General features: G+C 43.5%; 28 protein-coding genes. 4 read left to right on the top strand and 24 right to left on the bottom strand.

Annotated elements, in window-relative coordinates; translation table 11 throughout:
• The 3 genes from A3GW_RS0104380 to ruvB form a co-directional block, all read left to right on the top strand.
• On the top strand, positions 1-339 hold a 339-nt coding region (locus A3GW_RS0104380), incomplete at its 5' end, for a hypothetical protein (RefSeq protein WP_018368103.1).
• Positions 340-548: 209 nt separating this feature from the next.
• On the top strand, positions 549-1,454 hold the full coding sequence (locus A3GW_RS0104385) for a helix-turn-helix domain-containing protein (RefSeq protein ID WP_018368104.1): 906 nt from the start codon (positions 549-551) through the stop codon (positions 1,452-1,454).
• Positions 1,455-1,672: 218 nt separating this feature from the next.
• Positions 1,673-2,671, top strand: a complete 999-nt coding sequence (gene ruvB / locus A3GW_RS0104390; protein ID WP_018368105.1) for a Holliday junction branch migration DNA helicase RuvB — start codon at positions 1,673-1,675, stop codon at positions 2,669-2,671.
• A gap of 65 nt (positions 2,672-2,736) precedes the next feature.
• On the opposite strand, the gene A3GW_RS0104395 is transcribed toward ruvB, so the two are convergent.
• The 19 genes from A3GW_RS0104395 to A3GW_RS10800 all read right to left on the bottom strand — a co-directional run bounded on the left by A3GW_RS0104395 (position 2,737) and on the right by A3GW_RS10800 (position 18,113).
• The gene (locus A3GW_RS0104395; RefSeq protein WP_018368106.1) at positions 2,737-3,243 is read right to left on the bottom strand and encodes a GNAT family N-acetyltransferase; all 507 of its coding nucleotides are present in this window, start codon (positions 3,241-3,243) and stop codon (positions 2,737-2,739) included.
• 1 nt (position 3,244) lies between these two features.
• Entirely contained in the window at positions 3,245-3,742 is a 498-nt protein-coding gene (locus A3GW_RS0104400; RefSeq protein WP_026216593.1) for a GNAT family N-acetyltransferase, read from the bottom strand.
• A gap of 13 nt (positions 3,743-3,755) precedes the next feature.
• A complete protein-coding gene (locus tag A3GW_RS0104405) occupies positions 3,756-4,691 on the bottom strand; it encodes a Gfo/Idh/MocA family protein (RefSeq protein ID WP_018368108.1) in 936 nt (311 codons plus the stop codon).
• Positions 4,688-4,837 carry a hypothetical protein gene (locus A3GW_RS11820; protein WP_018368109.1) on the bottom strand — a complete coding sequence of 50 codons (150 nt, stop codon included), beginning with the start codon at positions 4,835-4,837 and terminating at the stop codon, positions 4,688-4,690. The genes A3GW_RS0104405 and A3GW_RS11820 overlap by 4 nt, the downstream gene beginning before the upstream one ends.
• A 68-nt stretch (positions 4,838-4,905) precedes the next feature.
• Positions 4,906-5,469: an anaerobic ribonucleoside-triphosphate reductase activating protein gene (nrdG, locus tag A3GW_RS0104415; RefSeq protein ID WP_018368110.1), complete on the bottom strand. Its 564-nt coding sequence runs from the start codon at positions 5,467-5,469 to the stop codon at positions 4,906-4,908.
• 18 nt (positions 5,470-5,487) lie between these two features.
• Complete coding sequence (nrdD, locus tag A3GW_RS0104420; RefSeq protein WP_419757099.1) at positions 5,488-7,629, bottom strand: anaerobic ribonucleoside-triphosphate reductase; 2,142 nt, start codon at positions 7,627-7,629, stop codon at positions 5,488-5,490.
• 128 nt (positions 7,630-7,757) lie between these two features.
• On the bottom strand, positions 7,758-9,305 hold the full coding sequence (locus A3GW_RS0104425) for a hypothetical protein (RefSeq protein ID WP_026216595.1): 1,548 nt from the start codon (positions 9,303-9,305) through the stop codon (positions 7,758-7,760).
• Positions 9,306-9,642: 337 nt separating this feature from the next.
• Complete coding sequence (locus A3GW_RS0104430) at positions 9,643-9,942, bottom strand: DUF1292 domain-containing protein (protein ID WP_018368113.1); 300 nt, start codon at positions 9,940-9,942, stop codon at positions 9,643-9,645.
• Between the two features lie 17 nt (positions 9,943-9,959).
• A complete protein-coding gene (ruvX, locus tag A3GW_RS0104435; RefSeq protein ID WP_018368114.1) occupies positions 9,960-10,379 on the bottom strand; it encodes a Holliday junction resolvase RuvX in 420 nt (139 codons plus the stop codon).
• On the bottom strand, positions 10,379-10,645 hold the full coding sequence (locus A3GW_RS0104440) for an IreB family regulatory phosphoprotein (protein WP_018368115.1): 267 nt from the start codon (positions 10,643-10,645) through the stop codon (positions 10,379-10,381). The genes ruvX and A3GW_RS0104440 overlap by 1 nt, the downstream gene beginning before the upstream one ends.
• 176 nt (positions 10,646-10,821) lie before the next feature.
• Positions 10,822-11,220: a transcriptional regulator Spx gene (gene spx / locus A3GW_RS0104445; protein ID WP_018368116.1), complete on the bottom strand. Its 399-nt coding sequence runs from the start codon at positions 11,218-11,220 to the stop codon at positions 10,822-10,824.
• A gap of 435 nt (positions 11,221-11,655) precedes the next feature.
• Positions 11,656-12,852 (bottom strand): recombinase RecA, encoded by a 1,197-nt coding sequence (gene recA, locus A3GW_RS0104450; protein WP_018368117.1) that lies wholly within the window; start codon positions 12,850-12,852, stop codon positions 11,656-11,658.
• A gap of 26 nt (positions 12,853-12,878) precedes the next feature.
• Positions 12,879-14,132, bottom strand: a complete 1,254-nt coding sequence (locus A3GW_RS0104455) for a competence/damage-inducible protein A (RefSeq protein ID WP_018368118.1) — start codon at positions 14,130-14,132, stop codon at positions 12,879-12,881.
• Positions 14,133-14,158: 26 nt separating this feature from the next.
• Positions 14,159-14,725, bottom strand: a complete 567-nt coding sequence (locus A3GW_RS0104460) for a DNA-3-methyladenine glycosylase I (protein WP_026216596.1) — start codon at positions 14,723-14,725, stop codon at positions 14,159-14,161.
• A gap of 36 nt (positions 14,726-14,761) precedes the next feature.
• Positions 14,762-15,145: a hypothetical protein gene (locus tag A3GW_RS0104465; protein WP_018368120.1), complete on the bottom strand. Its 384-nt coding sequence runs from the start codon at positions 15,143-15,145 to the stop codon at positions 14,762-14,764.
• Positions 15,135-15,815 carry an ABC transporter ATP-binding protein gene (locus A3GW_RS0104470; protein ID WP_018368121.1) on the bottom strand — a complete coding sequence of 227 codons (681 nt, stop codon included), beginning with the start codon at positions 15,813-15,815 and terminating at the stop codon, positions 15,135-15,137. Before A3GW_RS0104470 ends, A3GW_RS0104465 begins: the two co-directional genes overlap by 11 nt.
• Positions 15,808-16,695: a hypothetical protein gene (locus A3GW_RS0104475; protein ID WP_018368122.1), complete on the bottom strand. Its 888-nt coding sequence runs from the start codon at positions 16,693-16,695 to the stop codon at positions 15,808-15,810. Before A3GW_RS0104475 ends, A3GW_RS0104470 begins: the two co-directional genes overlap by 8 nt.
• A gap of 24 nt (positions 16,696-16,719) precedes the next feature.
• Positions 16,720-17,595 (bottom strand): hypothetical protein, encoded by an 876-nt coding sequence (locus A3GW_RS0104480; RefSeq protein ID WP_018368123.1) that lies wholly within the window; start codon positions 17,593-17,595, stop codon positions 16,720-16,722.
• A 182-nt stretch (positions 17,596-17,777) separates the two neighbouring features.
• Positions 17,778-18,113 (bottom strand): hypothetical protein, encoded by a 336-nt coding sequence (locus tag A3GW_RS10800; protein WP_149036268.1) that lies wholly within the window; start codon positions 18,111-18,113, stop codon positions 17,778-17,780.
• A 305-nt stretch (positions 18,114-18,418) separates the two neighbouring features.
• Here A3GW_RS10800 and A3GW_RS0104495 point away from each other — a divergent pair, with 305 nt between their 5' ends.
• Positions 18,419-19,270: a helix-turn-helix domain-containing protein gene (locus A3GW_RS0104495; RefSeq protein ID WP_018368126.1), complete on the top strand. Its 852-nt coding sequence runs from the start codon at positions 18,419-18,421 to the stop codon at positions 19,268-19,270.
• A 23-nt stretch (positions 19,271-19,293) separates the two neighbouring features.
• On the opposite strand, the gene ruvA is transcribed toward A3GW_RS0104495, so the two are convergent.
• From ruvA to A3GW_RS0104520, 5 genes are all read right to left on the bottom strand, one after another.
• On the bottom strand, positions 19,294-19,893 hold the full coding sequence (gene ruvA, locus A3GW_RS0104500; protein ID WP_018368127.1) for a Holliday junction branch migration protein RuvA: 600 nt from the start codon (positions 19,891-19,893) through the stop codon (positions 19,294-19,296).
• 290 nt (positions 19,894-20,183) lie between these two features.
• Positions 20,184-21,401 (bottom strand): tyrosine-type recombinase/integrase, encoded by a 1,218-nt coding sequence (locus A3GW_RS0104505; protein WP_001291561.1) that lies wholly within the window; start codon positions 21,399-21,401, stop codon positions 20,184-20,186.
• Positions 21,402-21,482: 81 nt separating this feature from the next.
• Positions 21,483-21,686 (bottom strand): excisionase, encoded by a 204-nt coding sequence (locus A3GW_RS0104510; protein ID WP_000814511.1) that lies wholly within the window; start codon positions 21,684-21,686, stop codon positions 21,483-21,485.
• 460 nt (positions 21,687-22,146) lie between these two features.
• Complete coding sequence (locus A3GW_RS0104515; RefSeq protein ID WP_000857133.1) at positions 22,147-22,377, bottom strand: helix-turn-helix domain-containing protein; 231 nt, start codon at positions 22,375-22,377, stop codon at positions 22,147-22,149.
• Positions 22,374-22,796, bottom strand: a complete 423-nt coding sequence (locus A3GW_RS0104520) for a sigma-70 family RNA polymerase sigma factor (protein ID WP_000804885.1) — start codon at positions 22,794-22,796, stop codon at positions 22,374-22,376. Before A3GW_RS0104520 ends, A3GW_RS0104515 begins: the two co-directional genes overlap by 4 nt.
• Positions 22,797-23,198 lie beyond the last annotated feature (402 nt).

The following is a 23,198-nucleotide window of genomic DNA, read 5'->3' on the forward strand; positions in this document are numbered from 1 at the left end:
CCTGACTTATGCGATAATCAGGAAAAACTTAGAGTCTACTTTAAAACTAAGTTCTCTAATCTTGTGAATGATGAATTAAGAAAACAGGAGTCTAAAAAGAGGCAGTTGAATAAACTCTCTTACGAAGATATTAGCGAGGTCGCTCACCTTATTCCTAATCCTGAAATGTTGCTTGACGAGTTCGTCTGCTTTAAAGATAGTCTCGATAGGATCAAAAAATTACTTACTAACGAAGAGTGGAATCTTGTCCAAAAACTCGCTTCCGGAAATGCTTTTAAAGGGAAAAAGAACATCATTACAAAAGTGAAAAAATTAATCAAACATCTTGAGGGTGAGTGATATGCTCCTAGTTAAGCAACTAGGAAATAAACCCAGAAAGTTAGATTTCTCTAGATTCGGTTTTTAGTTTAGATACTACTATTTAATTTTGTTTAATGTATTATAGTTAAAAACTATAACAGACTATAACTAAATAATATGTCTGAAATCTTGAAAAATTCTTACAAAAAAGCTATAATTATGAAAAAACATACGCCAAAGAGGTATTCATGGAGTTTGGAAAAAAGGTTAAATCATTACGACAGGCTCAAAAGATAACTAAAGAGGCCTTTTGTGGTGATGAGAGCGAACTATCTGTGCGCCAGCTAACACGCATCGAAACAGGTAAATCAACACCTACATTGGCTAAGGTTCAATTTATCGCCAATCGACTAGGGGTTAAAATCGGTGATTTAACCGATGAGAGTTTTGAATTGCCAACGCGCTATAAAGAGTTGAAATATTTATTATTGAGGACACAGACGTATACTGAGCCAAGCAAACTAAGCGAACGCGAACAATTTTTTGACGAAGTCCTAGTTAATTTCTACGATGAATTACCAGATGAAGAGAAATTAATCATTGATTGCCTGCAAGCACAAATTGACGTTGCTCTTTCTAACCAAACTGATTTCGGGGAAGGTTTATTAGAGGATTATTTTGAGCAAGTAAAAATTAAAACAGAATACACAATAAATGATTTAATACTTATTAATCTTTATTTTACTTGTGGCATTACTTCGGACTTCAGCCCTAAATTTTATAGCAGGGAGACTTACAAACATATTGTGTCTAACCTTGTCAAACACGCTGAACTTCTACCACTGGATTACTTATTCTTGTTAAATAATTTATTTTTGCAAATTATTTATATAGCTACACGACTTAAGAATTCCGAATTCGTCGAAGAAATTTTAAAACAAGTTGAACATATCATGTTCAAAACACAGGACTTCCAAAAACTACCTGTTCTTTGTTTAGTAGAATGGAAATACCGTTTAAGCGTTTTGGGAAATTTGGAAAAAGCAACGGATTGTTATAGAAAGGCTAGGTTGTTTGCTGAAATGACTAACGATAAATTTCTTGACCAGAAACTAACCAACGAATGGAAGAAAGATACTGGCCATTTGAACTAAAATAGGACTTTTTCGTCCTATTTTTTTATTGTTAGTTTGCGTATAATTAGGTGTAAGATAAATTACAACTTTTTATTAAAAGGAGATTTCATATGTTTAATTTTGCTTCTGCTTTTTCTTCTATCCGCTCATTCTTTGGTCGGTTCGGTGAGGACACTTGGTGGTTCCTATAATTGTGTTAAGTAGCCTAATGGCTACTTTTCTGCTATACTATTTTCATGAACAATCTACTAGACAAGCAACAACTGTCTGGGGAGGAGGCGGTTGAACGTACACTCCGTCCCCAGTATTTTCGAGAGTACATCGGTCAGGACAAGGTTAAGGAGCAGCTGGAAATTTTTATCAAGGCTGCCAAACTGCGTGACGAAGCCCTGGATCATGTCCTACTCTTTGGTCCTCCGGGTCTTGGGAAAACGACCATGGCAGCGGTGATCGCTAACGAGCTGGGGGTCAATCTCAAACAAACTAGCGGTCCTGTCATTGAGAAACCTGGTGATTTGGTCGCTATCCTTAACGATCTGGAGCCAGGTGATGTGCTTTTCATTGACGAGATTCACCGCATGCCCATGGTTGTCGAAGAGGTGCTCTACTCGGCGATGGAGGATTTTTATGTCGATATTATGATTGGGCAGGGGGAAAATAGCCGAGCTGTCCATCTGGAATTGCCTCCTTTTACCTTGATTGGGGCAACGACACGGGCTGGGATGCTATCCAATCCGCTGCGCGCTCGGTTTGGTATCTCTGGGCACATGGAATATTATGCCTTGGAGGACCTGACGGAAATCGTTGAACGGACGGCTGACATCTTTGAAGCTGACATCACCCACGAGGCTGCTCAGCAATTGGCACGGCGAAGCCGTGGAACCCCCCGTATCGCTAACCGCCTGCTCAAGCGAGTGCGGGATTTCGCCCAAATTATGGGCGACGGGCAAATTGACGATCAGGTAACTGATAAAGCCTTGACTATGTTAGACGTGGATCAGGAGGGGCTAGACTATGTCGACCAGAAAATCCTGCGCACCATGATTGAGGTTTATCGTGGTGGTCCGGTCGGGCTGGGAACACTGGCGGTGAACATCGCCGAGGAACGTGAGACGGTCGAGGACATGTATGAACCTTACCTGATTCAGCAGGGGTTTATCATCCGTACCAAGTCTGGTCGGGTCGCTACCCAAAAAGCCTATGAGCACTTGGGGTATCCCTATCCTCAGACTTAACCACACGTTATCGAGATAATGCACAAAAAGAGCCTCGTAGGCTCTTTTTATCGTCAACTTTCATCTCAAGTTAGGTCAATCCAATAAAATTCATCATGGTTGACCGTTTTTTCATAATGTCCACCATTACCCAAAATCATTTGTCGACTTTGTTGGTTATCAGCATCACAGATAAGTATTAGTCGTTTCAAGCCTAACTGTTTGAGCTCAAGTAGCCCTAGCTTTAGCTGGGTATTCCCATAACCCTTTCCACGTTTAGATGGACGAATCGAATAGCCAATATGCCCATACTTGTCAACAATTGCTGGGGTGGTATCCTTACTAAAGGAGAAAATACCGAGTAAGTCTCCGCTGTCACCGAAACTAAGCAGATGCACAAATCGCCCAATGCCCCTGCCTAAGATATCTGCTTGTTCCTGCTCTCGTATCAGCTGAAGCCAAGCTTCAAAATTTCCGTTTGCAGCAGTCCAGCTGCTAATCGCTCCGACAAATGGACTATTAGCGGCGTCAAACTCTGCTAACATCTCTAAAAAAGCCGACTTATCCGCCAGACATGGTCGTCTCAGATACATCTCACACCTCAACCCAATACCGCTCTGTGCCCTCACGCACGTCTTCCAACACGCCACCGTTGGCTAAAATCGTCGCTCGGCTGGCTGAATTTTCCGTGGAACAGGTAATCAGCACGCGGTGAATGTTTTTCTGTGGGCACTCTAAAAGACCCAACCGCAACTGCTCCTTAGCGTACCCCTTACCCCGCTCGCTCGGTCTGATGGAATAGCCGATATGCCCGCCTTGCTGTAGCAGGAAGTCATTGAGCCGTAGACGAAGATGAAGAAAGCCCAAGGCTCGCCCAGCCTCATCAAAAGAGATAAACTGGACAGCTGGAACAAACTCCGCTGGGATATTGAGCCCCATCTCTGCGTCGACATTGTACTGGAGCCAGTCAGTATAGTCAAAGTTCTCTGGATTCCAAAAGCCGCCATCGGTCGCAGAACCTGTGGCGATAAACTCCGCCATCATCTCCTCGACAGCCGCTTGATCGGCTAGGGTTGGTCGTCTTAGCTGCATCATAATAGTCCTCCTATTCTGGCAGGGTTAGCTGGAGCTGACCGCTGCTGGTTTTACTGTGGTTGATTTGGTGGCAGAGCCAATGGCTGAGCAAACTGCTAGTAGGGTCTACAGGATTTTGCTTGGTCTTGATAGCCGTCAAAAAGGCGTCAACAATGCTCTCAAACCCTCGTTTGTAGAGGGTCGTATCCCAGGAACCAAAGCCCTTGGTCTCTTGGTCATCGCCCTCGATGATGGTCAGCTTATCCAGATTTTCCAGCTGGTAGGTGGCTTGTGGGGTTTGGATGTCCATGACCTCATGGCGAGAGCCTGCTTGCAGGTTCATACCAATGTGAATCAGCTCAGCTTGGTCGGTTTCCAGTGTGACAGCGACCTGTCGCAACTGTCCTGATGGCGTCAGGTAGTAGCGAAAATCCCCAGAGACAGCTCGACCATTTGCCAAAAAAAGCGCCGTATCTAACGGGTGGATAAAGAGGTCATAGAGCTTGAAGGTCAAGTCGGCAGGACGGTTGGTGTCGTTTTTCTCGACACGGATATGGGTCTTGTCCGTGAGCTGGGCCAGCTCTGTCACTCGAGGGGCAAAGCGGCGATTGAAGCCTGCCATAAGAAAGGTGTTGTGCTTTTCAGCCAAGGCATAAAGCTGGCGCGCCGCCTCGTAGTCCTCTGCCAAAGGCTTGTCCATGTAGACAGGAATCCCCCGCCGCAGAAACTGGCTAGCCAGCTCCACATGTGCCACTGTCGCTGCGTGAATCATGACCCCATCCAGTTCCACCGCCAGCAAGCCTTCTAGGGTTTGGTAGGTTTTGGCTGCTCCAAAGAGGCTAGCTGTCTCTGTCAATACTGCTTGATTGCGGGTAAAAAGATGCCACTCCACCCCTGTCAGCTGCCGCAGGTAGGGCAGGTAGGCTTTCTGGCAAATGCCGCCAATACCAACAATGCCGATTCTCATCCCTTGCTCCCTTTCTTAGTCTTAGCGACAAACTGGGCCTTCAGGTCTTTGAGTTTGTCGGTTTTATCAGATTTGCCTGTCGAATGTTTCTCGTGAAACCTAGTCACCTGCGCCTGTCCCTTGTAGTCGAGTTGGTATTTTCCCATAATTGTCTCCTCTGTGGTTGATTTGATGTGACCTCTAGCTTATCATATTGTCAATGGTTCGTCAAAAGTTACTCCATCTCCTGCAACCTCGACCACAGGACAACTTCACCAGTTGCTAACGACGTTGGGACATCAATGATGCGTTGGTTAGATGACCCGCGAAACTGTAGGCGGAGATTGCGCTTGCTGCGGTCATATCGTCCATCAACCAAAATATCGAGGAAACTGAGCAGTTCTAGCTTGTCCTCGGTTTCTAGCTGCAGTTCCTCCCAAGTGTAGCCTGTCCAAGACCAGATGTCTTTATCAGGCAGTTCCTTACGAATCCGCTTAACCAAGGGAAGGAGAATCCCTGTGTTAAGAAAGGGTTCGCCTCCGAGCAGGGTCAAGCCTTGCACATAGGGCTTGGCTAAATCAGCCATTATCTGCTCCTCAAGCTCCTGCGTATAGGGCATACCTGCCCTAAAGTTCCACGTGGCAACGTTATAACAGCCCTCACAATGAAAGAGGCAGCCCGACACATAGAGGCTGCACCTTACCCCCTCACCATCTACCATGTTAAAAGCCTTGTAATCCATGATGTGCCCATGACTTAGCTCGTCACTTTTCCATTCTTGGGGCTTGGGATTATTCATGGTCGCTCCTTTCAGGTTTTATAAGCTAGAGGCATTCATGTGTTTGACTCGGGCAACAATTTCCTTGTGGCGACCAGCGACCATGGGACGGGCTTGGGGATTGCCCAAATAACCGCAGGTGCGCTTGACCACATCGACAGTTTTGGGATCCGTATTGCCACAGTCTGGGCACTGGAAGCCTCGCTCAGTCGGCTCAAAGTCCCCCTCAAACTGACATTTGTAGCATTTGTCGATTGGGGTATTGGTTCCCAAATAGCCAACACGGTCATAGGCGTAGTCCCAGACGGCTTCCAGAGCCTTGGGATTTTGCTGGAGAACAGGGTACTCGCAGTAGTGGATAAAGCCACCACTAGCACCTGCTGCTGGGTAATCTTTTTCAAAGTCCAGTTTGTCAAATGGCGTTGGGTTCTTGCGCACGTCGTAATGGAAGGAGTTGGTGTAATACCCCTTGTCAGTGATGTCTTTGACACACCCAAATTGCTCGGTATCTAAGCGACAAAACCGATCGGTTAAACTCTCTGAGGGTGTGGAATAGACCGAAAAATGGTAGCCATACTGCTCTGACCAGGTCTCGCATGCCTGCTTGAACTGGCGGATAATGTCCAAGGTAAAGGCCTTCGCTCTGCTATTGGTCTCCCAATTTGCCCCATAAAAGACCGTCGCCACCTCATAAAGACCGATATAGCCCAGTGAAATGGTCGCTCGACGGTTCTTGAACACCTCATCAACTGCATCGTTCTCGGCTAAGCGGCGGCCGAAGGCGCCGTGCTGGTAGAGAATAGGCGCGTTTGTCGGGCTAGCTTCCTTGACGCGCTGGACACGGTAGACCAAAGCATCATGTGCGGTGGTCAGGCGCTCCTCCAAGAGCCGCCAAAAACGTGACAAGTCACCAAAAGACTCTAAAGCAATCCGCGGAAGATTGAGGGTGACCACCCCGAGATTCATCCGACCAGAGTTGACCTCTTGACCGTTCTCATCTGTCCAGCCCTGCAAAAAGGAACGGCAGCCCATCGGCACCTTGAAGGAGCCGGTCAGCTCAATCACCTGATCATAGGATAAGATGTCAGGGTACATCCGCTTGGTGGCACAGGCCAGCGCCAGTTGCTTGATGTCGTAGTTGGGGCTATCAGGTTCCAGATTAAGCCCTCGTTTGAGGGTATAGATGAGTTTTGGGAAAATAGCTGTGCGGCCTTCGCGACCCAGACCTTTTAAGCGGATTTGGAGGATAGCACGCTGGATTTCTCGTTCTAACCAGCTGGTCCCTAGACCAAATCCCAGAGAGACAAACGGCGTTTGACCGTTGGAACTAAAGAGGGTGTTAATCTCATATTCCAAGCTCTGCATGGCATCGTAAATGTCCTTGACCGTCTTTTCCTTGGCATAGGCATCGACCTGGTCAGGGCTCAGCCATTTTTCCCCTTCAAGGCGGTGCTTGTTATAATTGAGTTGAGCATAAGGGGCTAACAATTCATCGACACGGTCAGCTGAGCAGCCCCCGTATTGACTGGAAGCGACATTGGCGATGATTTGAGACATCTGCGCTGTCGCTGTCTGGATAGACTTGGGACTCTCCACGTCAGCGTTACCAATCCGAAAGCCGTTTTCAAGCATATTGGCAAAATCAATCAGACAGCAGTTGGTCATGGTCGTATAGGGGCTATAATCCAAATCATGGTAGTGCAAGTGTCCACGTTGATGAGCTTTGGCCACATGAGGGGGTAAGAGTGACAGCCCAAAGCTTTTTGCGACTAAACCAGCCGTCAAATCCCGCTGAGTGTTAAACACCCGAGCATCCTTATTGGCGTTTTCATGGACAAGGCTACTATCAGCCGTTGCCAAACGGTTGAGCGCCTGCCCCATATCTGTCGCTGCTGCAAATGCCTTCGCCTCTTCACTAGCATATGTTAGCATGCTCTCTGCTAGCTCGCCATAACCAGCCGTCTGCAAGATTTCTAACAATAATGTTTGAATTTCGCCTGAACTGATGTTGTCTTGTTCAGACTGACTGATTTTCTGACCTACTGCATCACAAATCTGCTGGCAGAACTCCCTTAACTGCTCTTGTTCAAAAGATTCATAATACCTCGCAGCCTTTACTAAACTCCGATACAGTTTATCAGTATCAAATAATTGCTGCCTGCCGTCTCGTTTAATAACCATCAGTTGTCTCATGATATTGACACCCACCTTGTTAGCAAATTCACTTTTTCTCCATTATAGCAAGAACAGCAAAAAAAATCAATATCTTGTGGTCTATTTTTTAAAAAGACACAAGATATTGATTTTTACTATTTCTGGTAGAAGTTAAAATAAGTAAACTGGGGTGATGACAGGTGCTGGTAATCCTTATCCAACTTCTCCTGTAATTGTTCAGGGAGAGGAAGGGACTTGTTAACAATGACAAAGCTTGCCTGCCCTCGCAACAGCTCATCAACAACCTGTTGCTGAGTGGTTTGAGTCATGGGATAAGCGGTGATAATGGGAATCTGACTTGCCGAGGTCAGGTGACTGTCCAGATAAATTGTCGCGGATTTATCCCAAGCGTAGATCGATGTTTCACCAGTTACCTCGCTAGACAGATACTGAGCTATCTGCTCTCTTTCAGCTTGAACAGCTTGTTCTGTCAAGATAGGAGACAAGCGCCAGACTAGCCCAACTAAAAGCAATACCGCAGGAAGATAAGCATGGCTTTTCAACAGACCAACCGATGAGGAGGCTAACTTCTGACGACGGGCTGAACGGCTGGTTGCCAAAGTCGTTTTCTCATCAGCCAAGCCCAGACCTGTTAGTAACAGGCCAAACGGCAGTAGCAGCAATAAATCTGTAAATGACCAAGATTGCCCAAGTACGGCCACAATTAAGTAACTCAAGGTCAGCAACGCCAGCAAAACAACACTTGCCTTCTGCTCTGCCATGTGTCGAAAAACTTTCGGCAAAAAGAGCAAACCTGTCAATAGCCCCAACCCAAGGGCAAAGGCGGCATTGACCCCCATAGGCAGAAAACTCATCGTGCCAATGTCGGACAAGCTGCTGAAGTTCCCAATAAAGGCTTGCTCAAGATAGGGTGTCAACAAATCCAAGTTAACCGCAATATAGGCCAATGGGTAGATGATTAAAATGATACCGAACACCATGGCTAATTGTTGATAGAACCCTCTAGCCCAACGTTTTTTAGCGATATTGGAACCGGTGAAAACGACAAAACTGAGCAACCAAAACACTAATGTCCGAGGCTCCAAAGCTAAAGCCAAGGCAGACACCAGGCCATAAGTGATAAAAATTTCATCGCGCCGCCAGTCATCTAAATAGGTCACCAATAACCATAAACCAATCAAAACAAAGGGAGTCGACAGCTGAACGGGAAGAAAGCCACCGAATCCAGCAACGGCATTGACCGCGTAGAAGAACCCAGATAAGCCTAGCGCCTGTCGGTTATCCCCTGTCCAATAAGACACCAGTTTAAACAGGTAAATCCCTGATAGGTATAAACACCCAAGCTGCATTAGCATCATCCACTGAAGTCCACCTAGGAATGTGGTTGCAGCAACCAAAGCACTGTAAAGAAGTCCAGATCGGCTAAAAATCGAAACATAAGGCAGTTGCCCTTGAGTAATCCCCCAAGCCATGTAAAAAATCTGGCTTTGCGGACCATCTGCCGAGGTACTGATGTAAAGGGGAACGAAAGACATGAGAGATACAACCGTACTCCACAGCATCAGGAGAAATTGATGCGATAGGGGCACTCTGTAATCTCTTAATCTTTTCTTTGGTCGCTCCGCAAGTGGCGCCTCAAGCAATTTGTCCCAATCCTCGGGGTTTAGAAAATGTTCACTCACGACATATCTCCTTATTCATTTGTAGTTCTTGTATAGCTTGCTGTCAAACTTAAAAAACTGGGCATTCAACACCCTGCATTATCCAAGCCTCAAGCCCAATAATCGGATTTCCAATTTCTCGTCTGGACAATCCGCCTATCCTCAGCACCTAATAGGCATTTTTACACGTGTTTTCTGGAATTTGGTTTCACCAAATACTTTTATCCTATTTTGTATGCTCCGTTTGTATCTTTCATTATATCACCTTTTTCAGCTTTTTACTAACTAAAAAAGACCAGCATAAGCTAGCCTTGAATCGGTTATAGCCAGATAAAAAACGGCGCTAGACCGTTTTTTACTATTCTTCATCAACAAAGCTGTTGAAGACTTCTTCGATCATATCCCACTCAGCATCAGAATCTTCAGGAATTGGCAACAAGTCGCCTTCTGTACCATCTTCATTTTCTGTGTAAGAGTAAGCTTGAATCTCAATCTCACCTGTTTCATCTGCCTCTGCACCTGCTGGCACTAGGAGGACATAGTTCTTACCGAATTCTTCTCGACCATCAATGGTCAACAAAATTTCAAAGAGGGTTTCGTTGCCCTCTTCATCAACGAGGGTAATCACATCGTGATCGTGTTCATGGTTATGTGACATAGTTTCTCCTTTATTTCCTAGAACGACCGGTCAAGGTAGTTCTGCAAAATTAGCTGAGCAGCTAATTTATCAATAACTTTTTTACGCTTGTTACGGCTGACATCTGCTTGCTCAATTAAGAGCCGCTCTGCTTGAACGGTGGTTAGTCGCTCATCTTGATAATCAACAGGCAACCCAAACCGTTCAATAAGGAGTTCCCCGTAAGCCTGACTCGCTTCGGCACGAGGACCGAGGCTGTTATTCATGTTCTTTGGCAGACCGACGACGAACTTGGTCACTTGATAGTTCTTGACCAACTCTGCTAGGCGATCCAAACCAAACTCACCGTTATCCTCGTTAATTGGAATAATTTCCACACCCTGAGCTGTAAACCCTAGCGGGTCACTAATCGCCACTCCGACAGTCTTTGAGCCAACATCCAATCCCATTACTCGCATCAGAGGTCTATCCCATTGCCTTTCAGGTAAAAGCGAACCAACTCTTCAACCAATTCATCACGCTCGTATTTACGAATTTGATTTCTAGCATCGTTATAGCGTGGGACATAAGCTGGGTCCCCACTCAGGACATAGCCTACGATTTGGTTAATCGGCTGATAGCCTTTTTCGCTCAACGAGCGATAGACAGACGCCAAGGTCTCGCTAATTTCTTTTTTATTGCCGTCATCCAGTTGAAAACGGACAGTATCTTCTGTAAATCCCATAACGTCCCCTTCTTTCCTTATCTTATTAACTATTATACCTTATTTTTATAATATTTTCAAGGACATGCTATCCTTTCGTCACCGAACATTGCTAGCGATTTTTCTCCAAGCTAAGCAAATCAGATTGATAGATAAAAAGGCTGGGTGAACCACTGCGTCAACCAACCTTTAATAACCTATAAAGCAGCCCGCAAACGAGCTTCCGAATTTTCAACATCACGCACCGAACGTGGCAAGAAAATGCGAATGTCATCTTCTTTGTAGCCAACCTGTAGGCGTTTGTTATCTACTAAAATCGGACTTTTCAAAATACGAGGATTTTCTTGAATCAATTCAATCACTTGATTGAGGCTCAAGTCGTTAACATCCAAATCAAGAGCCTTGACATAACGATTTTTCGACGAAATGATGCTATCAACACCGTTTTCGGTTTTTGATAAGATATCGAGAATTTCTGCCTTTGTCAAGGGTTCCTTGCCAATATTTTGTTCTTTATATGGTAGTTTGTGGCTGTTTAACCAAGTTTTTGCTTTTTTACATGAGGTGCAACTGGAGATGGTATAAATCGTAATCATTACTGATCCACCTTTCTATCAAGTCATACTACCATTATAACACAAAGCTAAGACACTGGTCGTAGGTCTTTAGACCTATTTTTACGACAAGCTAAAAAACCAGTTTTTTAGGGTTAACAGTAACCCGAGATAAGTACAACAGTCACTTCAACTTCTGATGGCAAGACCCGAGATAAGTACAACAGTCACTTCAACTTCTGATGGCAAGACCTAAAACAAGTCACTGGCTTATCGTGCCTATCGTATTGTCGGGGCAAGACCTAAAACAAGCCACTGGCTTGTCTCGGCTTTTCAATTTTTTTTGCCTCGACCTAAAACAAGCCACTGGCTTGTCTCGGCTTTTCAATTTTTTTTGCCTCGACCTAAAACAAGCCACTGGCTTATCTCGGCTTTTCAATTTTTTTGCCTCGACCTAAAACAAGCCACTGGCTTGTTTTAGTCCTCCAGATCGATATCGTCATCGTCAAGGTCAAGTTCCAAGAGGGTATCCTCCTCTTCGATAACCTCGTCAGCTTCTTTTTTCTTGCCTTTAGCCGTTTTCTTGCCTTCGGTCTCGATGGCAGGCAGGTTTTCACCTTCTTCAGGTTCAATCAGACCGTAGTGAAGTCGTACCTTGCGGTCAATTTCTGCAAAGATGTCAGGGTTCTCTTTGAGGAAATCCTTAGCTTTTTCAGATCCCTGACCAATTTTTTGATCATTATAAGAATACCACGCACCTGATTTTTTAATAATATCCAAGTTCGTAGCAATAGTCAAAAGTTCACCAGTCTGTGAAATCCCCTCGCCGAACATGATCTCAACAAGAGCTTCCTTAAATGGTGGCGCAACCTTATTTTTGACAACTTTGATCTTCGTTTCCTTACCGATGCTCTGGTCTTTCTGATCACCTGTCCCCTTAATTTGGCTTGACCCACGAACGTCTAGACGAACAGAAGCATAGAATTTAAGGGCACGTCCACCAGGTGTGGTCTCAGGACTACCGAACATAACACCAACTTTTTCACGGAGCTGGTTGATAAAGATAGCAATCGTTTTGGTTTTGTTGATAGAGGCACCTAGTTTACGCATGGCCTGACTCATCATCCGAGCCTGCAAGCCGACATGATTATCACCGATGTCACCATCAATTTCTGCACGCGGTACTAGAGCAGCTACTGAGTCAATAACCACCAAGTCCACCGCACCTGATTCGATGAGCTTGCCTGCAATTTCTAGCCCCTGCTCTCCGGAGTCTGGCTGAGAAAGGAGCAGTTCATCAATATTAACGCCCAGCGCTTGAGCATAAATAGGGTCGAGCGCATGCTCCGCATCAATAAAGGCTGCGATGCCACCTTCTTTTTGAACTTGAGCTACCGCATGCAAAGCAACAGTTGTCTTACCAGAGCTTTCCGGTCCATAAATCTCGATAATCCGCCCTTTGGGATACCCACCTGCACCCAAAGCAATGTCCAAGGCCAGAGAACCTGAACTAATCACTTGAACCTTTTGCTCCGCTCGCTCGCCGAGCTTCATAATGGCACCTTTACCAAAGTCCTTTTCGATTTGCTCAAGGGCTTTATTTAGCGCTTTTTCACGCTCTTCACCAAATTTTTTAGTGATGTCTTCTAATTTCTTTGTCTGTTTTTTAGCCATGTTGTCTCCTTTTAATCACTTTTTCATTATACCATAGTTTTGTCAGAACAGATAGCCTGACGAACGAGATTTAGGGCGTGCAAGACGGCAATCTGACGGATATGCTGCCTACCACGGTCACCGATGGTCAGCTTGTGACTTATGACGCCATGCTCTGTTGCAAGTCCTAGATAAACCGTTCCAACGCTCTGCCCCTCAAGCTCCACTGGTCCAGCTACACCCGTCAGGGCAACTCCTAAATCACTACCTGTCAATCGCCTACTCTGCTCTGCCATTGCCTCCGCAGCAACCGCCGATACTGTCCCGTGCTGGCGTAACAGCTCAGGTGAGATCCCCAGCATCTGCGCCTTTTGTTCCAGACTATAGGTGACGAAACCACCTTTGAAAATAGCTGAGCTACCGGCCTGCTCTGTCAGGGTTGCTTGCAAGAGCCCGCCTGTCAGGCTCTCTGCTGCGGTCAAGGTCAGCTGGCGCTCCTTGAGGAGATTAACCACCACAGCTGCGAGCGAGTTGTCCTCGCCATAGCCATAGAGACAGTCCGCTAACCCCTCATGGGCTAGGATTGTCGCCTCCAGCTGGTCAAATGCAGCATCTGCCAACTCTTGACGACTACTCTTGGTCGACAAGCGTAGGGTGACCTCGCCTGTCTTGGCATAAGGGGCGATGGTCGGATCTGTCTGATTGGCGATGAGGTCTGCGAGTACGGTCACTAGTTGACTCTCCCCAATCCCGATAAACCGTAAAACACGGGAGTAAAGCCGCTGTCCATCTGATAAAAAGGGTAAGAGCTGTTCTTGCACCATGGGCTTGAGCTCGCTCGGTGGACCAGGCAGGACAACATAGGTCACCCCACCTTGCTCCACTAACCCACCAACGGCCAAGCCTGTTCGATTGGGCAGGGGGCGACTACCTGCAACCAGTTCAGCCTGCCGGTCATTATTTGGGGTACGATGATAAGTGGGGCGGCTGGCAAAAAAATGGTCCAGCTTAGCCATCGCATCTGGATCAGCAATCAAGTCTCGCCCCAGAAACTCAGCCAAGGTCTGCTTAGTCAAGTCATCCTCGGTCGGACCCAAACCACCACAGAGGATGACTAGTTGACTGCGGTCTTTAGCCAGTTCAAGCACCGACAGCAGCCTGTCTCGGTTATCGCCGACCGCTGTCTGAAAGTAAACATCTACGCCAATTTCTGCCATTTTTTCCGCCAAATACTGGGCGTTTGTGTTGACGATTTGCCCTGTCAATAGCTCTGTTCCAACGGTAATCAGCTCTGCTCTCATAAGTCCTCCTAATCAGTTATTCGTAATCACTGGGTATTTTTGCAAAAACAAGTATCTTCATGGTCGTTAACCAACCCCGCAGCCTGTAAATACGAGTAAACACAGACTGGTCCGACAAAGGTAAAGCCTCGTTTTTTCAAGTCTTTGGATAAGGCTTGAGACAAGGTCGTCTGAGTAGGGGCTCGGCTGTAGTCACTGACAGGATTAACCTGAGGTTGACCATTTACCCAACTCCAGAGGTAGCGGTCAAAGCTGCCAAACTCAGTCTGCACTCGCTGAAAAGCCCGAGCATTTTGCCGTGTGGCATAGAGTTTGGCTCGGTGACGGATGATGTCTGGGTTGACCAGCAGACGGTCCAGCTCCTCGTCGGTCATCTGAGCCACCTTATCCACGGCGTAGCCGTGAAAAGCTGAGCGAAAAGCCGAACGCTTGTTAAGAACAGTTTCCCAAGAGAGCCCTGCTTGATAGGTTTCTAGGCAGAGCAGCTCAAAAAGCTTGTGGTCGTTGTGGAGAGGGAGTCCCCACTCCTCGTCATGATAAGCAACATAAAGAGGGTTACTGATTTTCACCCAAGAACAACGTATTTTTTCCATGGGATAAGTATAACATAAAAAGCACCTGATGAACTGTCAGTGCTTTAGAATATACTCTAACATGAGGTGTTTAGCCAATATAGCGCCGATAATAAACAATAATAAACCGACAACGCGAAAAAAGTCGCTGGGAAGGATAATGAACAAACCAACCTCCCAGATAAGGACGGGCAGTAACTGCCATCTGAGTTGGCTGAGAAATGATGCCGTTAGTAGCTGGTGGTGCGGTCTGCCTAACAGGTGATGAATGCGAAACTCTTTTCGCTTTGACAGCATCATCATGTAAAAAAAGATTAGGTTTAGAAGATAAAGGGCGCTCAGCCAAAGCAAGCCTTCTACTGGTTCTTTCCAGTGAAAAAAGATACTCATCAACAAACTGGTATAGAGGTTAAGCAAGCGAATCCGCCACTCATGCATCATCTGAGCCCCCTCGTGTCATCAGCTTCAAACGGTAATCACTAATCTGATAAACCTTATCGGCTATGGCTGTCAAGCGGTCATCGTGGGTAGCGATGATGATGATTTTCCCGTCGGCTTTTAAGGTGTTAAATAACTCTATGACCAGCTGAAAGTTGTCTGCATCAAGATTGCTAGTCGGTTCATCGGCAAGAATAATATCTGGATCCAAAAGAATACTACGGATAATGGCTGCCCGCTGTTTTTGACCGCCCGAGATGCGCTTTACCTTAGTCTCCAGAACATCTGATACCTCAAATTGGTCAGCTAATTGACGAGCCTTGTCTTCAAGGCTTGACTTGTCTGCTGAACGACGATACAAGGCAGGCAACAACAAGTTCTCAAGCACGGTATAGTCGTCAATCAAGGCAAAATCTTGTAAGATATAGCCGATATGACGGTTACGAAAACGGCTCATCTGCTTATCATCTTGACAAAAAATCTCATTGCCACGGTAATGATAGCTGCCATCATCCATTGATTTTACCCCAGCTATCATATCCAGCAGGGTTGACTTCCCAATGCCGGACTTACCCATCAGCAAAACGATTTGACCCGCTTCAACTGTCAGGTCTATGCCTGAAAAAATCTGCTTGTCCTTGTAGGATTTTTTAACTTGTTTCAACTCAAGCATCGAGAAACCTCCTCAGCTGGTTTTTGATTAGTTTTGATATTATAAGTCCGATCAAAAACTGGTAACTAAATAGATAGATATAATCCCAAATGAGTATCGTGCGACCGACAGAAATGCTGTGAATAAATAATAACGATAGGAAAATTCCAAACATTGGGGCACTCAGCACCAGTAACAGCAAGTACCGATGCAGTTGAGACTTGGATAAGCCAATAATCCTCAATAATCGAATATCTTCTTGACAGATGATGAACAGAGAGTGGATAAGCCAGTAAATCAGTAATAAGCCAAAGCCAGATGCCAGCACGTTGACCAACAGAGCAAAGAGAGCTCCGCCACCGTAATACCTTAATTCACTCTGAAATCGCTTTTTAAGAGAGGTAAACATCAAGTTAATTCTTAGTTTTTCAGCTAACAACTCAGCTTGTTTTAAGTGTTCGGGAGACGTATTTGCCACCAATAAATCATCAAAAAATTCTGGTTGGAAAATGTGTCCTGCTAGCATCTGTGAAAGTTCAGACTGCTCTAATTTAGGCATTTCAGCCAATCCCTTATCGCCTTCCAAATACCCTTGTTTGTCTCTATACAGTTTATCTACACTCTTATTGCTAAAAAACGTGGTCTCTAGCAACCCAATAAATTGTTGCCTTTCGCTAGAGGTGTTGGTTATGATAAGACCGTCTGATTCAGCATGAGGAAATACCATAATTTCATAGACATCGGTTGATGATTTCTCATGAAGCTGAATGATATAGGGTAATTGGGTAAACAATAGATTGGTATTGTTCCACGATAGAACGGTCGTGATAAAGGTAAACAGACCCATGATACCAAAAACATACCAGCGTTTTTTAATGATTGTCCAAAACACATACGCCATTGTTAGCTCCTCTATGATGTCAATTCAAGCATTTAGAGACTTTCTTAGTTGACTTTTTACAATAAAGTAAATCAAGCTTAGCACAAAAGCATTGAAGCAAAGTAAATAAATATAATCGTAGACAATCGCACCAAAGCCAATGGCATGTGCAAAAACGATAACTAGGATAGAGGCTAAAAAAATTGGGCTAAATAGTAATAACGAAAAGCCAATACAAATGTCTTGCTTATTTGCTCCAACAATACTTAACAATCTGATGTCATCTTGATAGAGGTTTAAGCTTGTTTGTATCAGCCAATAGAGCAGCGCTAATACAAATATCAGAATAAATAGAGCTGCCCCTAGCCCGAATAAAAAGTTGACAACATAATAGTTCACTTCTGCCGATAAACGTTGGTTAAGTGACTCAAATGACATGTTTATATTAAGCGTTTTGAATTTTTCAGTAACGGCACTTAAAGTGGATTTTGACGTATTTCTGACAAGTAAATCATCTAAAAATAACTCATCAAGTGTACCTGAATTTGCAAAAGAAGATTTTTCCCTGAATTCTTCAAAGGTCAACTGTTGTAGACTTCCCCCTTCTATATATCCCCATTTATTGTAGTAGAGAGTTTCACTAATATCTTTGTCAAAAAAAGTTTCTTTGATAATGTTATAAAATTCTTCTGTTTCCTCTGAAGAATTTGGGATAATCCTCTGGTTGATGGTGTAAGGTAGATGAATGATTTCATAGTCATTATCACTACGCTTATGATATAACCCTATCAACTGCGGTGCGTAACGAAATAAGCGACTAGACTCATAAAATGTCAAAAAATTCATGACAAAACCTAATAAGATAATTGACACAAAAATATACCAACGCCTGGCAATGAGTAGCCGATAAATATATCTCATCCAGAATTCCTCCATTTTCAATCCATCTCATTAGATAATACAGATGAGAGTGGGACAAAAATCGGTCATTCGTCAGAATTCGATGAGTCGTCCCACCTCCGCACAGTTGAGTAGGGCTGTGAAAGCTGATAAAATCAGCGAATTAGAGCCCACTCTATAATCGCTCTTGATATAGATATTCATCACCATTGAGCATAAAATTGAGTGACGTAACGCCGACCTGAAATTAACGAATCCCAAACATAGGTTGTCTGATAATCTTCTGCGGCATCAGACCAAGATGGTACCAGAGCAGTTACGGAACCAACGACTCTACCATCTCTTTTATAAATTCCTCTTGCAGCACCTCGTGCTGCTTTCGTATAGGCTTCCCCAAAATAGCGCAATTGTAATTGCTCTGTACTTCTTACCCACTTAGGACCATTGCTGAAGGTTATTGCCTGAATAACTTGAGCAGTTCCTAAGCCAAGCAAAGATAGGGCAGTCAGGGTCATTAGTTTCTTTTTCCAATTTTTCATCATCAATTCTCCTTTACGTATTATAACATTTTGTTCGTTTTTTAGCACACATTAACTGTTAGTTAATCCATCGGACTCACCTCGATTCTATCTATTTATAATACTGCTTGCCGTAAAGCATTAAAGCAATATTAACCACGTCCAATCTAGGGCTAAAACTGGAGCAATTAGACAGGTAGTAATAATTAGTTTAGCTAATATCAAGTTTTTCATTTTTCCTCCTTTTCTTTATTTTATGATACAATAAAAAGTAGGTAAGCGATTAAAATGTAAACTTTTTTCACTTTTTATTTTAGGAGGATTTTATGAGACATGATTTTGGCTATATCTATAAAAAAATTCGAAAATCAAAAGGTTTAACCCAAGTTCAAGTTTGTGGCGATATGATTTCGAGAACCACACTGACCAAGATAGAAAGTGGCATAGTTGTCCCTAAGTTTGAAAACATGATTTTTCTCCTTGAACAAATCAACATGAGTTTAGAGGAGTTCCGCTATATCTGTAACCACTATAGACCACGACAAAGAGAGCATATCTTTGAGAGAGTTTATAACTATAAATCAATAGCAGATAACACAGAACTCTACCAGATAAAAAGCCTGTGTGAAGAACATCTAAAAACTCACCATGATATTCCCATAAAAAAACTCCTAGATAAAATCAATGTGACCCTCTTAGTTCGCAAGCAAGGTTTTTTAAATCCTTCTGAAGAACTACAACAGCTTACTAAAAGAATCTGGGATGAACTTGCTAAGCAAGATACTTGGTATGAACGAGACTTGAAAATGATTGGTGTGATTTTGTTTACCTTTCCTTTGGAAACGATTATTGTCACAACTGATAAACTGCTTGTCAGTCTCGAGAAATACAAGGATTACCGCAATATCACCGACATCAAATTCGCTCTTTTAGCTAATCTATCCAGTATTTTCCTTTTTAATGGTTTCTTAGATGACTGCGAGCGGTTGACAATGATGATTGAAGACTTAGCTAGGGAAACCAAGCGCTATGATCAGCTGGGCTTTGCGCAGGTTCGCTTGGGCATTTGCCGTGATGACCGTGAATTGATTGACAAGGGTCTAGCACTCCTCGACCTAACCGGAGAAGAACAAATGTTAAACAATTTTCGAGAAGAACTCGATAAACTGAAAAAATGAGCAGGTTGTCCTACTCATTTTTCTTATTTCATCAGCATCTTGAGTGCACTCTTGATATAGTTCTCCGTCGTGTCGGTCGTACCATCAAAGAATGCTTTAATCTTCTTGAGCTCAGCCGCTTTGTAGCCGAGGGCTAGAAGAGCCTCTATGGCTTCTTCAAGAGCGGTGTTTTCTGGGGTCAATGGCAGAGCAGCTCTGCTATTGGCGTCAGCCGAAGCAGCCGTAGGCTCAAACTTACCAGCCAAGTCCAGCACCATCTGCTGGGCTGTTTTTTTGCCGACCTTGGGGAACTTGGTAAGGTAGGTGATGTTGCTGCTGTCAATGGCGGCAACCAGCCCATCATTGTCGTCCACTGCGATGATGGCGAGGGCGGTGGTTGGTCCAATCCCTGTGACTGAGATGAGGTTGAGGAACACCTCTTTCTCGCTCTCACTGGCAAAAGCGTAGAGAAGCTGGGCGTCCTCACGCACCACCTGATAGAGGTAAAGCTGGACGTCCTGACCCACGCGATCCGAAAAACGGTAGGGATTGGCGATATAAAGCAGGTAGCCGATGCCATAAGCCTCGACCACGAGATGCTTGGCGGTGATTTTGGTCAGTGTGCCTTTGATATAGTCGTACATAGAGTCTCCTTTATACCATTATACCACAGCAAGATAAAAAGAAAAATAGCCCATGAAGTGGTTCCGACACTGACCTTCTCTTCCATCAGTGACAAAAAAATCTTGCTTTTTAACTAAAACAAAGTATAAATTTCTAATTATCTTTTTATATTTTCTTAAATGCTCGTAAAGCCTTATTCTATGTGCTTTCGAGTATTTTTACTGTAGGAAGATACTTCACGTTTCTTTGCATATTTCCTCATGTCTTAGCTGTCAGAAGTGGTAAATAAGTAGTAAATTCATTTGTACTACTAAGCAACAAGACGCTCCTGTTGCTTCTCTTTATTCAAGCGTTTCATTTCTGCCATTGCAGAATCGAATGTTGCATGTGCGTAATAGTTCAGCGTCATGGCTATATTAGCATGTCCCATAATGTACTGTAATGCCTTTGGATTCATTCCTGCATTTGCATAGTTGGTACAGAATGTATGTCGCAAACTATGTGGAGTGATGTGTGGCAATTTATCCTCGTTATACTTATTGTATTTCTTAACAAGACCTTTCATCATGCCGTTGTAATCACTTGCCACTTTTGGATAGTTCTTTCTATTAAGAAAGAGGAAATCACTATATCCATCAATCTCAACACGCTTATCATTCTTTCGATTCGCTAACACTCGCTTAAATGCTTGATAGGCTTCTTCAACCATAGGAACTTGACGTTCGCCACTTTTGGTCTTTGGTGTTTCAATGTAGTACCCAATTTCAGTATCTCTCAATAGCTGATGGTCTATATTGACAAGACGATTCTCAAAATCTAAATCTGGAAGTGTCAAACCACCAAACTCTGAAATACGAAGACCTGTTTTTAAGAGTATCAGAATTTCATCATAATTTTTGCTGTAGGTTTTATCAGCTTTTGCAAAGGCTAACAGTTTTTCTTCCTGTTCTTCTGTTAGTACGGTCTTAGGGACAGTATCATCATCAAGAACTGCTTTCAGTTGAAAGTCAAATGGATTCTTCCGAACACAATCATCTTGTATAGCAATATAGAATGAAGCCTTTAAAGAACGTTTGTAGTTATTGATGGTTTGATAAGCATAACCATTTTCACTCATTCTAATAGCCCATTCTTTAGCGTCTGATGGCTTAATACTGTCAATACTTCTTACACCTAACTTGTCTTTCTTCAAAATATCCATAAGATATTTGCGTCCAGTTTCAGTGTTTTTTCTAACCTTTGGTCTTTGAGCGTTCTGTTTTGCGTAAAGCTGGCAGAGTGTCATTTTCTTTCCTACAACATCAATACCATCATGAATGTCTTTCTGTAACTCTGCGATTTTCTCTCTAAGTGAGATACAATCACGCTTTCCTGCTGGTACTCGGTCTGTAGCCACAAGTTTCCACGAGTAAACAAATTGCGGTTCTCCAAATGAATCTATATATTTGTATAAGTATCTTCCGTCTTTTCGTTGGCTCTCTCCAGTCTTTAAGATTCGACCTTTATTGTCACGTCTTTTTTCTGACATGGCATTTGCTCCTTTCCTTTATGGAAAGAGCCTTGATACGACTTAATACTATTTTATCATATACAAGACCCTTTGGCGACGCTAGATTGCGTCCAATGTATCTATAATTTTTTCAAATTGTTTTCGTTTAATCTGAATACGATTGCCATTCATAATCAGCCAATTTGCATTTTTATTTTCCTCTGCCAAGCGTCGTAGCTTGTTTTCGCCAATACGAAAATATTTTGACGCTTCTTCAATGGTTAGGGTATAACGTTCCCAAATAGGAATGTCAGTCTGCTTCATAAAATCCTCCTTTCCAAATCACTTATTTGGATTTCATAAAAGTTGTTTTACCAGCAATCGAACAGCTTTAGCAAAGCTCACGGGAGTTCCACCCCTGCATGGTTCTCATGTAGCCATACTCATTGCCTGCGACGGTTTTATCACGCTCGGACTATTGACTGTATGGGAGTATCATTATCACGATAAGAATGTCGTTGCAGGCAATCCTGCTAAAGATTGCTTCTCGGATCACTAACATGAATCGCTCGCTATCTTTATAAGATAGGTCATGGCGGTTAGTTCCGTTGGCTCTTTTCTTATCGAAACGTATTCGATTACTTTTATTCAGTTTTCAAAGAACAATGGCTCGTTAGCCTATCAAAACACATTGAAAGCTCAATATGCTTTGGTGGAATAACAAACCTCCCTGTTCGGGAAGCGTGGAATGGTTTAGCACGCTTCCACGAAAGGAGAGAGGATATTACTTAATTTCAAATGACAAAATCTTTGTAATCAGTCTGGTTTCCATTCTTCCACGTAAGACTTCATCAACGACCATACTTTGATTGCCATATTCATCTTTCATAAGTCGTAGGGAACGCTTCGTTATGTACCCTCTGTAATGATGTAGAATCTGGTTAATCGCTTCGGTATCGCCATCTGTTGCCTTTACAATGAGAGGAAAGGGAATCATAGGATATTGTGTTTTCATTCTTCAAATTCCTCCATAAACTTTTTAATTAAGGCTAGTCCACTGGTTCTATGCCGATAGACAGTAGAACGGTTCAATTTCAACAGGTCTGCAATTTCTGAATCGCTCATGTCCATAAAGTAAAACAGCAGTAGAATTTCACGTTTCTTGTCTGGCAACTCACGTAATGCTTCACTCAACAAATCATTTTCAACGCCTACTGATAACCCATTGAGTGTAAAAATCTGAAAGTCAGTTGAATAGTTATCTGTTGTCGCAAACTGGCTAACAAGATAATCGCCAACATCCGAAAAGGACACCTCACGCTTTGCAATCCTTGAAAGATAAAGCATATAATTCTTTCGCTCGTCTTCCATAGCACGTTTACAGATATAGTCAAACTGATTTTCTATTGTGGTCTGAAAAGAAGATGGTTTCATGTTTCTCACCCCCTTTCTGTCTAGGAAAGGAAGTGAGCCTTGCTCGTTTATCTCCTTTCACTCTTAGTCCCAATGTGAAAGGGGGATTTGTTGCATTACTGATAAATAAACTTTGTAAAAAAGTTCTGAATAGCCAAAAAAGCATATAAACAGATTTATTTCTCTGTTTACATGCTTCTGTTATTCTATCTATATGATTTATAAAACCACATTGGTGGACGTACTTATCTATTGCAGATAGACGACTTTTTTTGACAAGAACCCAATGTAAGGAAATTTATTGTATATGATGTACTTCATGGCGACGTTGACCTCCAACAAACCGCCATTTGGAAGTAATATACAATATTTTAACAGCGTAAATAGCACTACCATATAACGGTTTTTTTTATTGGCGTTTAG

This window comes from Streptococcus entericus DSM 14446, from assembly GCF_000380025.1.
GTDB lineage: Bacteria > Bacillota > Bacilli > Lactobacillales > Streptococcaceae > Streptococcus > Streptococcus entericus.